The organism is Roseburia sp. MSJ-14 (genome assembly GCF_018918225.1).
In the GTDB taxonomy this organism is placed as follows: Bacteria; Bacillota; Clostridia; order Lachnospirales; family Lachnospiraceae; genus Petralouisia.
Map to the genome: position 1 here is coordinate 68,446 of NZ_JAHLQD010000006.1, position 15,097 is coordinate 83,542.

The window sequence follows — 15,097 nt, forward strand, 5'->3', positions numbered from 1 at the left end:
TTGTATTTTACCTTTTTACTTCATGATTATACAGAAAAAAGATGCATAAGTAAAATCAATGTTTGTTATATTTGATATAACTCCTGCTTATCTTTCTATCATGTTTAATAATTGTTGTGCCGCCGCAGACATTGGTATTCTTTCGTCTGCCACTACACAAATCTCTCGACTTGGAATTCTTTTTTCAAATTCCAGTAAAAATAATTCTCCGGTTTTTAAATAATCTTCTGCAAAATCTTTTACCACGCTGGCAATTCCCAATCCTTTTACTGCAAATTGTATCAACATATTGCTGGTGGCAAGTTCAAATTCCGGGTGTAACACCACATCATTTTCCTTTAAAAAACTTTCTACATAATTTCTTGTAGAAGTAGTTCCTTCTAAGCACATAATAGGAAGTACTTCTAATTGTGCATACTGCAACTTTTTCCCTTTTAACTTTTCAAAGTTCTTCCCAGCTACAAAAACATCTTCTATCTTTCGAACTGTTTCTATTTTCCAATCATGTCGACTAATAATAGGTGTACTTACCACACCAAAATCAATTTTTCCGTCTTGAAGATGCTTTAAAGTCTCCGGTGTGGGAGCATTGGTTACTGTTACTTTGATTCCCGGATAACGCCGATGGAACTTTTCTAATACTTCCAATAAGTAAAACTGCAATGTCATATCGCTGGCACCGATACGAATTTCTCCGGTTTCCAGTTCCAACATTTCTTTAAATTTTCGTTCTCCTTGTTGAATGTACTCATAACCACGCTGTACAAAGGAATAAAGAACTTCTCCCTCGGTGGTAAAACGCACTCCCTTGGAGGTTCGTACAAATAAGGAACTTCCCAATGCTTCTTCAAGATTTCTGATTGCCTGACTCACTGCCGGTTGGGAAACTGCCAATTCTTCTGCCGCTAATGTAATGCTTTTCATTTTTCCTACATAATAAAATATCTTATAATATTCCAAATTAATATCCATGCTCGCTCCTATTTGATAAATCTGCCCTTCGCAATAGAAGGAAGGAACCGTAACTAAACAGCTCCTTCCTTGCTTTTCTACTTTTCTTTTATTCTTATTCCGGTAAGCTCTTGCTACATGCAATTGCCAGTGCTCCTGGTCCAATATGGCAAGATATACTTAATGACAATGGGTCTATCTCTATTTCAAGCTTTGGATAATGTTCCTTTAACATCTCACGAAACTCTATTGCAGGTTCTATATCCTTGGTATATGCAATAAATAAATGCATTCCTGTTCCATCTTCTGCCTGAAAACGTTCCTTAAAATCCTTTGCCATTGCATCTAGCATAATAGACTTTGCCTGTTTTACTGTTCTCGCTTTTGCAAAAGCATCCAGCTTTTCCCCCTGAATCTGAAGTACCGGCTTTAATTTTAACAGGGTTCCCAGTGCTGCTGCCGCAGGTGTAATTCTTCCACCTTTTTTCAGATAATATAAAGTGTCTAACATGATATAGATACTGGAATCAAACTTTACTTTTTCCAGGTATTCCTTAATCTGTTCCGCATTCATTCCTTTTTTTGCTAATTCTACAGCATCTAATACAGACTGTTTCTGTGTTACGGAAATTCGTTGGTTATTCACCACCTGAACCTTTCCTTCATAATCCTGTGATAACATAATTGCAGTCTCACAAGAGCTACTAAGTCCACTAGACATCGGTATATATACCACTTCATCATATTCCTGAAGTAACTTGTCCCAAAAATCTGTTACATCGCCAACTGCTGGCATAGATGTGGAAATTTCCGCATTTCCCTCTAATTTTTCATAAAACTGCTCCTGTGTTAAGTTAATACCCTCATAATAAGTCTCACCATCTATAAAAAAGGGCATTGGAATCACATATACACCATATTCCTTTGCCTGTTCCTGCGTAATTCCACTATTACTGTCGGTTGCCACTGCGATTTTACTCACCGGGTTGTCCTCCTTTAAGTTCATTCTGCTTTGTATTATATCGTGATTTCATACGAGCTTTACTTCGCAGTGTACGTTCGAAAAAGCTCTGCTTTTCCTCACTGTACGGCATTCGCCGAACAAAAATCCAATCTGCCAATCTTTCCTGTGAACAGTCAAATTGGCATTCTTAGATTTTTCACTGCTCATTGCTACGCTCATTATATCACATTTTTTCTGCTGGCGCAATTTAATCTAATAAACTGCAGCTCTGAAAGGTAAATTTGTTTTATAGCCTGCCTTTTTGAGGATGTGGATTCTTTTTCACATTTTTCTCATTTTCTTACAAGTTATCCACATTGGTACAGCGCACCTGTACCTTTACAAAAAAATGTGTATAAATTTTTATTTTTCCTCTTGGCAGGCACCACCTTCTTTGCTAAAATTAAATCAGTTTGGAACTGCTTTGTGCTGTTCAGCTTTTATATCTTCTGTTTCTGTTAGTTGCCGTCCAAAGCTGGCTAACAATTCAGAAGATATATTTTTTTGTGTCTTTTTTATTCCATTCCTTTCAAGATAAAAATACTCATACAGTTGTTTCATAAAATCTGCTATCTGTTCCATCAGATAATGATTCTTCTGGGCTCTTTCATCCCAGCTACAGGCATGCTTTATGTTTCCCTGCCAGTGCTTCTGGCGGTTAAATCCCTGGTTTTCTATTTTCCACCTGTTCCGTCCCGCCCGAACTATCTTTGCTGCATTACTTTTGGTAACTCGAATGCTTGTTATCCATGCAAATTCTGTCGTTTTCTCCTTACCTTTTTTCACTCTTTTTTCACGGTAATATATAAGATTTATGTCAAAATCATAATACATAATCTGATTCTGATATTCGATATCTGCCCCTGCTGTTTCTTTCTCCGGCAATGCACGGTATTCCTCTGCAATGGACGGTGCACTCCCTTCTTTATAACGGATTATATAATCCCATTGATACTCTTTACATATCCCTAAAACTGTACGGCTGACATACAATCCGTCTGCCGCAATAATAATCGGAAGCCTTGGAAATTTCTTTTTGATTTTTTCAGCAAGTCTTACAAAGGCTTTGCTTTCACAATCCTGCTTTACGGTTTCTTCACTCTGGTTTACATATTCTTCGGAATTTTCTATTGTTTCAGTAGCGATACTGCATACCAGGTTATTTCCAAAATATATTTTTGCCTCCAGCACACTTCTGTGATACTTATAAAACTCATTCTCTTCACCTTTATTGTAACAGCGGCTCAGATAATTATCATTTTTCTTTTTGTATCCTTCATCAAGTTCTGTGGCATCCACGATTACCAGCCATTTCTTAAAGACTCTGGCATTATTAAATGTTTTTCGACGAATCAGGGCACACACGATATTCTGCTGTATTTTCTCTAATTCTTCCGGATTCAGTTTTTCCAGAAATTCATTTTCTGTCACTCCGTACGGCAGATATTCCTTTCTGTCTTCGCCCATAAACCCATACAGATTTTTACAGACTTTTTCATTGTTGAATACCCTGGTCATTTCCTGCATACTCGCAATTCCAGCAATGCTTTTGTAATACAATGTCCCAAGCATCGTTCTTGACGAATATTCTACATAACTTTGATGACGCGGATCAGATACATTTCCAAACATGGAAAACAATTCAGGGCAAAACTTTTTCTGGATTTTATTGCACTCAACAACCGGATTATTCTCCAGTTTCTTTCTAATTCGTTCCTGTTCTCTGCTCATTTTTTCCTCTGCGATAAAGTTTTTCTTTTATTTTACCTTATCGCAGGGAAAATGGCTTAAATCAAACACATTTTGTGCGAATTATTTTTACCTTTCAGAACTGAATAAACTGTCAGATTTCAAAAACTGTGGCTATACAAAAACATTCTCGTACAGCCACAGTTCTTTTCACTTTTATCTTATTGTCTTTTATTCTTTTCTTTTTACTTCTATTCCTTTTTGTCTACTTCTTTTCTATCGGTTACTTTTTTTAACACACCTGCCATTACTGCCGCTGCTATTACCATTATGTATACCCATATCATCACTCCGGTATCGTCTCCGGTCTTTATTCGGGTCTTTTTTCCCTTGTTGGCTTCGTTTTGCATTTCGTTACCGGTTGTTCCGTCTCCATTGCCGTTTGTATTCCCGTTGTTGTTTATATTTTGGGCATCTGGCATGGTAAGTTTTGGTATAGGCTCTTTACGTTCTTTTTGGCATACGGTACAGGTATAGGTCTTTTCTCCCTCTTCCGTATAGGTGGGCTCTTTGGTAATCTTTCCGTCATCCCATTTGTGTCCCTTTGCCGGTATCTCTGTCCTGTCTTTTTCTTCCTCACAGTTCTTACAGTGGATGACTTTTTCTCCCGCTTCGGTGCAGGTTGGTTCTTTTTCTATGGTGTAGTCTTCTTCCCAATCATGCTCCGGCGGAAGTTCTCTTGTCTCATCTATTCCGCAGACCTTACAGGTATGTGTTTCTTCTCCCGATTCGGTACAGGTTGGCTCTTTCGTCGTTTCCCAGTCTCCCCATTTGTGCCCTTTTGCCGGTATCTTTTCTTGTTCAGATACGGAACAGCCCCCGTTTTGGCAGGTATGCTCTTTTATTCCTTCGTCGGTACAGGTTGCTTCTCTTGTCACTGTCCAATCCCCAAAGTTATGTCCCAAGGCTGCTATCTGGCGTGTCTGTTCAATGCTGCATCTCTGACAGGTATGTTTCTGGCTTCCTACTGTGGTACAGGTGGGCGCTGTTATCTCCTGCCATGCCCCAAAGTTATGTCCCAATGCAGGTATTTTTGTACTGTCTTTTACTGTACTGCACCGCTTACAGTGGGTGGACTTACTTCCTTCGTCGGTGCAGGTGGCTGCCCTGTCTATGGTGGGATTGTCCCAGTCATGTCCCAGTGCTGCTATGTCTTTGTGTTCCGTATGGTTACACCTCTGACAGCTACGCTCCTTACTTCCTGCTGTGGTACAGGTGGCTGCTGTGGTCTCCTGCCATGCTCCAAAATCATGCCCCAGTGCCGGAATGACCTGACTGTCGTTTACCGCATTACATCTGGTACAGTGTACGGACTGACTTCCTGCTTCCGTACAGGTAGGTGCCTTATCTACGGTGGCACTGCTTTCCCAATTGTGTCCTAAGGGGTTCAGATTTTGTGTTTCCGTATGACCGCAAACACTGCAGACGCGTTTTTCAGCTCCAAAATCGTTACAGCTTGGGGCAATTATTTCCTGCCATGCCCCATAGCTGTGCCCGGTTGCCGGAATAACTGTCTCTTCTTTCACCGTCGCACATCTGCTGCAGTGTACGGACTGACTTCCTGCTTCCGTACAGGTGGCAGGCTTATCTATGGTCGGACTACTATTCCAGTTATGCCCCAGTGCGGGAATGACCTCTGTTTCGATATAACCGCAGGTACTGCAGACACGCTGTTTCGTTCCGTCATTGACACAATCCGCCTGTGCAGTTACCTGCCATGCTCCAAAGCTGTGACCTTTTGCCGAAATGGTTTCTGTCTTTAAATGATTGCAAACCGTACAGTTAGATTCCCTCGTTCCGTCTTCGGTACAGGTGGCTTCCTTTGTTACAATCGGAGTTCCCCATGTATGTGCCGCATATCCGCTTTTCCGACTGTTGTCTGTTTCGGGACAGTCTGCCACAATACAGTCATGCCAGTGATGGGTGTCATCATCCTCCCATGCAGTATCCCACTTGTGCGTATGTATTTCGATTGGAATGGGTGTTCCCAAGTCAGAGGCATAATCGGCATGTCCATATCTATATTGAGCTTCTGCAAAAACATACAACTGATATGTTCCATCTGCTATTCCACTAGAGGGTATCTTGAAAGTGGAGCTTCCTGCGGTAGCATTACCGATTTTTCCATATGCGATTACTTCATTATTCTCATCTACCAGCAAACCAGAGGTCTGACCGGCATTGCTATATACCTGATTTGCCGGAGTATGATTTACAGTCACGTTCTCACCTGAACAAAAATAATTTTTATCTCCTGCAAGGGTAGCTCTCATATTTTCCTCTGTGGCTTTCAGTGTCAAATGCCAATTTTTACTATTACTCGTCACTTCCTTTTCCGATACTACTCCAAAACTATTATACGGATTTTCCGGTGAATTGCTCTTGTATTCCGTCAGTAATACCTTTGACAAATCCAGATAAAATGCCGGAACAAGACCAGCCCCATAATCCCATCCCGCATTTGCGGAACGAATACTTGTCCCCAAATTACTACTTCTACCGGAATCCGAAATAATCACTTTATCTGAGGTTCCTGCCACTGCACTCCTTGTCCAATAACCTCTTTTGGTTTCATCCCCCATCCAATTTATATCTATTCTCCACGCTTTATTTCGATCCTGACCACAGTAAGTTTCTAATTCTTTTGCGCTCAATACAAAAAGCCGGTCTGTGGTTTCCGAATCCACACAATCATTGGCAACCGGAAATCCTCCCCACTGGGCTGTATAAGGTTCTTCAACTGCCGGCAGAGTAACTTCCATAATTGCGTCCTTTTCTTCCGTACAAACATAAGTCGTACTTTCGTAGGCATCTTGTAACCCCAAACGCAATCTGCTAGTTTCCCATTGATTTGAATTATCTACACTAAATTGTGTCCAGCTATTCCATGCCACATATGACCACAACAAAGCTCTGTCATTTTCCACCTTAAGAATATCCCACTGACGCTTATGCGCACCTTTTTCATTACCCTGATACCCATAATTTCCAAAATGTGTATACTTTACCTTTTTCAACACATCTGCTCCCATATTTACACTCTTAATCGGCACTTCCTCTACCGTACCTGTCCCTTCATCCGCCTGCACTGTAATAGGTTTTGATACCTTTGGAAAAACTCCAAGAATCAGTGCCAGACTCAGCCCTAAGGCGATTCCTTTTCTAACCGGTTTCTTCATAATTATTCCCTTTCTTCCTTTCAGTAAGTTAATATTAGGTAACTTCATGCTTTCCTACATACAAAAAACGTGTTCTTTTTTCATACGCTTACATTCAAAACCAACTGTAAACGTCTAACAAAGAACACGTTACCCTCTTTTTGTATATTTGCATATTTTGGCAGGAACTAAAAATAAGCCCAGCCTGTGCTGTGCTGTGCTGTGCTGTGCTGTGCTGTGCTGTGCTGTGCTGTGCTGTGCTGTGCTGTGCTGTGCTGTGCTGTGCTGTGCTGTGCTGTGCTGTGCTGTGCTGTGCTGTGCTGTTATCAGCCTATTTCCTTTCCTCATTCCTGTCAAGTCCTTTTACCTTTTTAATACTATTTTTTGATATTACCACATTTTTTCTTGTTATTCAAGAAAAATACGAAAAAACAATAGAAATACGCAGAATTTAGTCAAAAAACGGGCAGAAACTTTTCACTTTCTGCCCGTTTTCCCAACTCTTCTTTTTGACTAAATGGAATTTACATCATTCCCATTCCGCCTGCTCCACCTGCCGGCATTGCAGGAGCATCCTCTTTGATGTTAGCAACTACAGATTCTGTTGTTAATAATGTAGATGCTACTGAAGTTGCATTCTGTAATGCACTTCTTGTTACTTTTACAGGATCAAGAATTCCAGCGTCTACCATGTTAACATATTCTTCTGTTGCTGCATTAAATCCAACACCTGGTTCAGATTCTCTTACTTTATTGATGATAACTGCTCCTTCTAATCCTGCATTTGCAGAAATGTAATATAATGGAGCTTCCAGTGCTTTCAAGATAACCTTTGCACCGGTCTTTTCATCACCTTCCAAAGACTCAGCTAATTTTGCAACTTCTTTAGAAGCATGGATATAGGCAGATCCACCACCTGCAATAATTCCTTCTTCAACTGCTGCTCTGGTTGCATTCAAAGCGTCTTCCATACGAAGCTTGCTTTCTTTCATTTCTGTTTCAGTTGCAGCACCTACACGGATAACTGCTACACCACCAGCCAATTTTGCAAGTCTTTCCTGTAATTTTTCTTTATCGAATTCAGAAGTTGTTTCTTCAATCTGTCCTTTAATCTGTGCAATTCTAGACTTGATAGCTTCTTTATCGCCTTCACCATCTACGATAACTGTATTTTCTTTCTGAACTTTAACAGATTTTGCACGTCCTAACATATCTAATGTAGTTTCTTTTAAGTCTAATCCAACTTCTTCGGAAATTACTTTTCCACCTGTTAAAATTGCAATATCCTCTAACATTGCTTTTCTTCTATCACCATATCCAGGTGCTTTAACAGCTACTACATTGAATGTTCCACGCAATTTGTTTACGATTAAGGTTGTTAATGCTTCGCCTTCTACGTCTTCTGCAATAATTAATAATTTTGCACCGGACTGTACTACCTGCTCTAATAATGGAAGGATTTCCTGAATGTTACTAATCTTTTTGTCTGTAATTAAGATGTATGGATCATCTAATACTGCTTCCATCTTATCCATATCTGTTGCCATGTACGCAGAAACATATCCACGGTCAAACTGCATACCTTCTACTAAATCAAGCTCTGTCTGCATTGTCTTGGATTCTTCGATTGTAATAACACCATCGTTAGAAACCTTTTCCATTGCATCTGCTACCATATTTCCTACTGTTTCATCTCCAGCAGAAATTGCTGCAACCTTTGCTATCTGATCCTTTCCGTTTACTTTACTGCTCATTGCTGCAATTGCTTCTACTGCTTTATCAGTAGCTTTTTTCATACCACGTCTTAAGATAATTGGGTTAGCTCCTGCCTCTAAGTTCTTCATTCCTTCTTTTACCATAGCCTGAGCTAAAACTGTAGCGGTTGTAGTACCATCACCTGCAACATCATTTGTCTTTGTTGCAACTTCTTTTACTAACTGCGCTCCCATATTTTCATATGGATCTTCTAATTCGATTTCTTTTGCAATTGTAACACCATCATTTGTAATTAATGGAGCACCAAAAGATTTATCCAAAACAACGTTTCTTCCTTTTGGTCCGATTGTAACTCTTACTGTATCTGCTAATTTATCTACACCAGCCTGCAATGCTGATCTTGCTTCTGTGCCGTATTTAATTTCCTTTGCCATAATTCTCAATCTCCTTTTCTATTATATGAACTCAATCTTGTGGATTGGTAATCGCTTATGAAATATTTATTTTATGCTTCTACAACTGCAAGAATATCATTCTGTTTTACAATAATATATTCTTCACCATCCAGTTTTACTTCATTTCCTGCGTATTTAGAATAAATAACTTTATCTCCAACCTTTACATGCATTGTCACTTCTTTTCCATCTACGTTTCCACCAGGTCCTACAGCTACTACTTCTGCTTCCTGTGGTTTCTCCTGTGCGGAACCTGCTAAAATGATTCCAGATTTTGTGGTCTCTTCTGCTTCACACTGTTTCAATACAACTCTGTCTGCTAAAGGTACTAATTTCATTATAATTCCTCCTTATTTATAAATCTATTTTTTGCATATCTTTTAGTCTTACTAGCACTCATTTAATTCGAGTGCTAACGCTTATGTACTTAATGTAGCACTACACTTTTTCTTTGTCAATACAGTTTTTGAGATTTTATAAAAAGTTTAGATTTGAGACATCCTTTCCTAAAGCATTTTTATATCATAGGAAAATTATATGTTTTCACAATTTCATGTAGCATGGTACTTCCTGTGATAGCTATAAGAAAAGTAACCCGGATACTAAATAAGTTTCCAGGTCACTTTCTCTTACTTACATACTCTATTAAAACAAATCTTATCATTTTTTATTTTTCCTTTAATAAATTTTATTTTATTCTTTTATATTTTTATCTATTTCTTCAAAAGAGTGAAAATGGTTATGTATATATATTTCCTCCCCCTTTTAATAAATAAAAATACCCCTGATACACAGACTAAATTTACAATGTCAATTCTCCGTTTTCAAACTTTTTAAGAATTACTTGACGTTCTGCACTATCTTCAGATTTGAATTTCTTACGCAAATTTATTACATCATTTGATTCTTTAATACTATCTCTGTCTTTAATTATCCCTTTATTATATAAAATTCCCATAACAGCAGTACTTCTGTTAACGCTATTGTTATTATTAATGTATATGTCTGCAAGGATGTTATATACCCGCTGACAAGGCTTACAATATGACAAAATGGAAACATATGATATCGTTTCTGGAGATGCATCAATATTTCTTTTAATCAAATCTAAGTACTCTTCATCTCCCGTAACCTCATATAATATTTTTCCAATTTCTACACTCGCTTCGCTTGGTACTTGTAATAAATAGGGACTTTTTTTTAAAGCCTTTATACCATCATATTTTTCTAACTTAGGAAGGAATTGTGCTAATTCTATTTCTTTTTTATTAAAAAAAGCATCCCAAATAATATCTTCTACTTCTTCTCTCTCCCAATCATATATTTCTTCTAATGTATTTGGATAATACCCATTTAATTTTTCACTGCCAACGGCATTTATCTGTTTCAATAATTGCTTATACGCAATACTATTTTCCATTACTAATTACCTCCTCACCTGTACTCCTCCTAAAATTCCTTAATTTTATATTTTCGGAAATTTCCCGCCTCTAACTGATCTATTAAATTTTTTCTTTCTTCTACTGTATTTTTCATGAACTTTCTTGACAATTCAAGTTGTCTCATTATTTCTTGTATATCATTTGGATTGCTAATATATCCTTTATTATATAATATTCCATCTGCCGCAGTGCTTCTAATTGTTGAATTTGGGTTATTAATATAAATATATACCAATACTTTATATACTTCTTCATTTGGTTTACAACATGCAATAATTGATACCGTCCCTAAATCAGATTCTTCCTCTTTATAATTTAAAAACAGTATATCCAAATACTCTTTTTTATTACTAATATCATATAACACTTTCGCTATATTCACACTACTTCTACTGGGAATTTTACATTCCTGTAACATTCTTTTTAATGTGGAAATACCATCATAACTTTTTAATTTTGGTAAAAACAATGCTAAATCTGTATCCTTTTTTTCATGGAACGTATTCCAGATTAAAACTTCAGCATCTTCTCTTTCCCAATCATATACTTCCTCTAAAATATTGGGGTAATAACCATCTAATTTTTCTCTTCCGACCGCATTTATCTGTTTTACTAACTTTTTATACGCAATACTATTTTCCATTCAAAATAATCCTCTCCAAAATTTATCTCAGCATCCATTGTGTGTTCGCTTTTTGAATATTCCATACAATAAAAATGGAAAACATGAATTTCATACTTATTCATCAGTTTTATTTTGCAATCATCATTCCTTGTATTTCCCCTGTATTTTTATCAACATAATATCTTCTTCCCATAAAGTCATTAGCATAAAGATATTTATCATCAAAATTAATCATTGTATAAACAGTTGGACTTCCTTTCGGTCTTACTCCTATCTGCCATATTTTTTGTCCATCCCCTGAATAACAAAAAACATTATGACAATCATCATAAGTTAATTTCTCTTTCGGTTTAATATCTAATAAAACATATATTTTGTCATCCTCAATTCTTACTTGATATATTTCATCTTCAAAAACAACTTTTTTATCACCTATATAAAGTATTTTTTTATCAAAACTTATATTTTTCATTTTCCCATACTCCAATCTACTAAACTTCCTATTTCTTTAAATTCTCCAATATATTGACCTTTTAAATCAAATTGAATTCCACCACCATTACATCCATAATTAGGGTTTACCTCTCCCATTCTAATATTACTTCCTGCTTTTAATTTTACCTCTCCTATATATTTTGGTGTTGATGGTAATGCAAACTTTTGTTGTATTTGTTCTGGGGTTAATCCCTTAATATCTTCTGCGCGCATCACCCAGCCACCTCTCAATCCTGATATATCACCATCATACACTCTCACAAATATCGTATCACTATCTAATGTTATATCTTGTACTACCGTTTTCGGCGTATACGGGGGTCTATCATACCCATTATTTGCCCACCAATCATTAACACTTTCCGCTGATTGATATTGATTTATTTTAACCTTTCCTTTTAGACTACCTAATTGGGCATCTAAATATTCATATCCTGTTAATTCCTTATATCCTGTCCCATCTGCCCTACTTACGCTTCCGTTTTTTACCCTATTCCCCGAAATATTAAACCTTGTATCTACTCCATTCAATCCATGTCCGGTTCCCCAGCTAGTTAACATTCCTGCCACCACGCTGGCGGTCTGACTTCCGGTTACTCTCATGGTAACATCCGAAGCTCCTGCTCCCGCCATCATGGCTATTCCTTCTTTTGCCACCGTTGTCACTCCGGAACGGAATGTTAAGTTTCCTACTCTGGCTGCCTGACTGATTGGAATAAATGCGGAAGAAGCAAAGGCAAATACATTTTCTGTAAGGTAATACGCATCTTCATTTCCCTGAAATACCACACTTTTCAGATAATTAATGGAAGTACTGTCAATATCTCCTATGCTTCCATAATAGATATCCTGTGCTCCCTCTATGGAATCTGCCACTCCAAATGCAATTGTTCCACCTCCTGCTGTCCAGCCGGCTGCTACGATTGGGGTTGCAGCTCCACCACTGGCTACAATACATACAGTTCCGCCTACCACAAGGAATACTCCACCCACTGTTTTCCAGATTCCCTGTGTTTCTCTGGCATCTGCCGCATCTCTTAGTGCCTGTTCATTGTTCCATATTTCATCATAGATTCCTTTGTAGTTTTCATGGTTCTGGTAACAGTTCTGGCTCAGACTTGCCAAGGCATACACTTCAGCATCCTGATAAAAGCTGTTGCTTTCGTAGTTCGTTATGTCTATACTTGCGATTTTGCTGACACAGTTTTTCAATCCACTTATCAAAAGCTCTGCTGACTGCTCCAGTGCCGCCACCGTGGTACTCTCCTGTGTCTCGATATCCGTAATAAAATTTAACAGCTCCTGGTCTATCTGCTGATGTATTTTAAATACTCCATTGGTATCCGGATGGCTGACCTGATAAATATCCGATACTTCTCCCAGTTTCCGGTTTACCTTATCTGCGTATTCTTCCGTATCCAGGGCATTTCCATTTAATTTATTACGAAATGCCTTGATTTCTTCCTCCGGAAGTACAAAGTTGGTACTGCTGTCTATAGCATAATAACCTGCTTTATATAATATCAGGTTGTCCAGAATGTTCTGGGCTGTCACCTTAAAGCCGGAAAGCAGGGTGATATGTACTTCGTTCATGTAGTTTTTGATAGAGTTTGCAGCTTCTCCCTGAAAGGCTGTACCGGTTATAAAATCATTGATACTGTTTTCACAGTACCCGATGTCTTCTATCAGTGTTTCCAGTTTTTCTTTATATTCCCACAACAGGTTATAAATGTCAATGTATTTGATTACAAATCCGCTCATCTGTCTCTCCCTCTGTCTTATGTTCTATGGTGTCTGTGCCGGTTTAAGTATAAAACCTAAGCTATCCACCCTTTCACTTTCCTTTCTGTCTGCCTGCTCCAGTGTATTCATGGCATTGGATATGTTCTGAATATCATTGTTAAGTAGTGTCTGATAAGCAGACAGGGTATCGAAAAAATCCTGATAAATGCTTAGAAACTTTTCCAGTGCTTCTGACTGTCCTTCCAGCTCTGTACTGGTACCTGTCAGGGAAAGTTCTCCTGCCTTTGTCCGCATCATCGCCACATAGGCATTCGCATTTAACGCATCTAACTTTATTTCCATCTGTTTTCCTTCTTTCTTCTATCCCTTTTTCATTTAGGCTGTTTGTCACACTATGTTTTTTCACGTTGTATATTTCACGTTGTATATTTTACGTCGTATGTTTTCACATTGTATGTTTTCACACGATATGTTTTCATTTTATTTAATTGAAGAAATTTCGGATTCTGGTACACAAATCTTCCCAGGCATTTACCAGTCCGGAAAGGATTCCATACCTTTCATTCTGGCTTTCCTTTAACTCATTGATTTTCCAGTTGATGTCATCCTCCACCGCATCAATGTTATCCACATATCCCTGATAGCTGGTTTTCAGTTCTCCGCTCTCACACATGTCATAAATATGCTGTGCTTTACTTCCTTTCCAAAAGCATTCATAAAATGTAGGCATGTTACTGTGAATACGCTTGATATCGTCTATGGATTCTTTTGCATCATCTATTCCGTTATAGGCACCGCGAAGTCTGGATATCCACTCGTCTATGGTATCAATTTCTGCCTGACATGCTGCCTGTTCTCCTTCATTGCTCTGCTTTTGAGATTTCAGATTGTTATATTCCTGCTCATCGTACTTTTTCGCCATCTTAATTCTTCATCCCCTGTTTTAACTGCTTCACATCCGCATGAGAAATACGCATGTTTTCATAAGCCTTCTGAATATTTTCTACCATGATCTTGTCATCTTCATCGGAAAATCCCTGAAATACCACTTTGCTGATGTTACAATGTTGAAAATACATTAACTGGTCTCCCATCATCCCTTCCGGATACAGGCATGCTCCATAATCGAAAAAGTTATTTTCTCCGTTTACTTTTACCTGAATTCCTCTTGCCACGATAACGTACTTCTTTACACCTCCATTTACCACAACGATACTACCCAGTGGCAGGTAATCTATCCTTTCTTCCATTCTGCTTCTCCTCTCGAAATTAATTGTTTTTAATGATACTTTTATGTAATATTTTAAATTTCTGCACGTTTTTATCTCTAAACTTAGTGCTGAAATATACTGCCGCTTTTCCAATTACTTTCACTTTTATTCGTACTACTATTTTTCATTTTTACTAATGCTTTTAATTATTACTTTTCGCTTTTTACTTTTCTTTCATATTTGGATAACTTACTGAATAAGTGGCTTATCGAATGATAATCCCTATGATAAAATGATAAATCCCCTCACCCTATACTTCTCCCTCAATTTCCTATTTATTGTAGTATTTTTGTAATATTTTGTCAACCACAAATATTTAAAGGCAGGAAATTTTCTCATTTTCCTGCCTTTAAATATTACTACTTTTTACTAAGTTAGCAACCACCAGTTCAACTGGTGGTTTAATATTAGCCCTAAAAAGGGCTGATTGCATACACGCCTGAAAGGCGGGTATCACAAGCTTTGTTACTGGTCCTCTATAAAGAGGTA

At 37.9% G+C, this 15,097-nt stretch carries 14 protein-coding genes; all 14 read right to left on the reverse strand.

Translation table 11 applies throughout. The features are described 5' to 3' along the window. Positions 1-87: 87 nt before the first annotated feature. Complete coding sequence (locus tag KQI83_RS02320) at positions 88-972, reverse strand: LysR family transcriptional regulator (protein WP_216554443.1); 885 nt, start codon at positions 970-972, stop codon at positions 88-90. A 94-nt stretch (positions 973-1,066) separates the two neighbouring features. Beyond that, positions 1,067-1,933 (reverse strand): DegV family protein, encoded by an 867-nt coding sequence (locus KQI83_RS02325; RefSeq protein WP_216554444.1) that lies wholly within the window; start codon positions 1,931-1,933, stop codon positions 1,067-1,069. Positions 1,934-2,362: 429 nt separating this feature from the next. Further along, positions 2,363-3,685 (reverse strand): transposase family protein, encoded by a 1,323-nt coding sequence (locus KQI83_RS02330; protein ID WP_216554447.1) that lies wholly within the window; start codon positions 3,683-3,685, stop codon positions 2,363-2,365. A 209-nt stretch (positions 3,686-3,894) separates the two neighbouring features. Then, the gene (locus tag KQI83_RS02335) at positions 3,895-6,882 is read right to left on the reverse strand and encodes a DUF6273 domain-containing protein (RefSeq protein WP_216554448.1); all 2,988 of its coding nucleotides are present in this window, start codon (positions 6,880-6,882) and stop codon (positions 3,895-3,897) included. A gap of 129 nt (positions 6,883-7,011) precedes the next feature. Beyond that, positions 7,012-7,209, reverse strand: a complete 198-nt coding sequence (locus KQI83_RS02340; protein WP_216554450.1) for a hypothetical protein — start codon at positions 7,207-7,209, stop codon at positions 7,012-7,014. A gap of 176 nt (positions 7,210-7,385) precedes the next feature. After that, positions 7,386-9,011 (reverse strand): chaperonin GroEL, encoded by a 1,626-nt coding sequence (groL, locus tag KQI83_RS02345; RefSeq protein ID WP_216554452.1) that lies wholly within the window; start codon positions 9,009-9,011, stop codon positions 7,386-7,388. Between the two features lie 71 nt (positions 9,012-9,082). Then, positions 9,083-9,370 carry a co-chaperone GroES gene (locus tag KQI83_RS02350; protein WP_216554454.1) on the reverse strand — a complete coding sequence of 96 codons (288 nt, stop codon included), beginning with the start codon at positions 9,368-9,370 and terminating at the stop codon, positions 9,083-9,085. A 464-nt stretch (positions 9,371-9,834) separates the two neighbouring features. After that, positions 9,835-10,452: a hypothetical protein gene (locus KQI83_RS02355; protein WP_216554456.1), complete on the reverse strand. Its 618-nt coding sequence runs from the start codon at positions 10,450-10,452 to the stop codon at positions 9,835-9,837. A 29-nt stretch (positions 10,453-10,481) separates the two neighbouring features. Continuing rightward, on the reverse strand, positions 10,482-11,117 hold the full coding sequence (locus KQI83_RS02360) for a hypothetical protein (RefSeq protein WP_216554458.1): 636 nt from the start codon (positions 11,115-11,117) through the stop codon (positions 10,482-10,484). Between the two features lie 109 nt (positions 11,118-11,226). Further along, positions 11,227-11,571, reverse strand: a complete 345-nt coding sequence (locus KQI83_RS02365) for a hypothetical protein (protein WP_216554460.1) — start codon at positions 11,569-11,571, stop codon at positions 11,227-11,229. After that, positions 11,568-13,355 carry a T7SS effector LXG polymorphic toxin gene (locus KQI83_RS02370; protein WP_216554462.1) on the reverse strand — a complete coding sequence of 596 codons (1,788 nt, stop codon included), beginning with the start codon at positions 13,353-13,355 and terminating at the stop codon, positions 11,568-11,570. The genes KQI83_RS02365 and KQI83_RS02370 overlap by 4 nt, the downstream gene beginning before the upstream one ends. 24 nt (positions 13,356-13,379) lie before the next feature. After that, the gene (locus KQI83_RS02375) at positions 13,380-13,679 is read right to left on the reverse strand and encodes a DUF5344 family protein (protein ID WP_216554464.1); all 300 of its coding nucleotides are present in this window, start codon (positions 13,677-13,679) and stop codon (positions 13,380-13,382) included. Between the two features lie 142 nt (positions 13,680-13,821). Then, positions 13,822-14,259, reverse strand: coding sequence for a YwqH-like family protein (locus KQI83_RS02380; RefSeq protein ID WP_216554466.1), 438 nt, complete (start codon positions 14,257-14,259; stop codon positions 13,822-13,824). Between the two features lies 1 nt (position 14,260). Beyond that, positions 14,261-14,587, reverse strand: coding sequence for a DUF4176 domain-containing protein (locus tag KQI83_RS02385; RefSeq protein WP_216554467.1), 327 nt, complete (start codon positions 14,585-14,587; stop codon positions 14,261-14,263). Between the last annotated feature and the right edge of the window lie 510 nt (positions 14,588-15,097).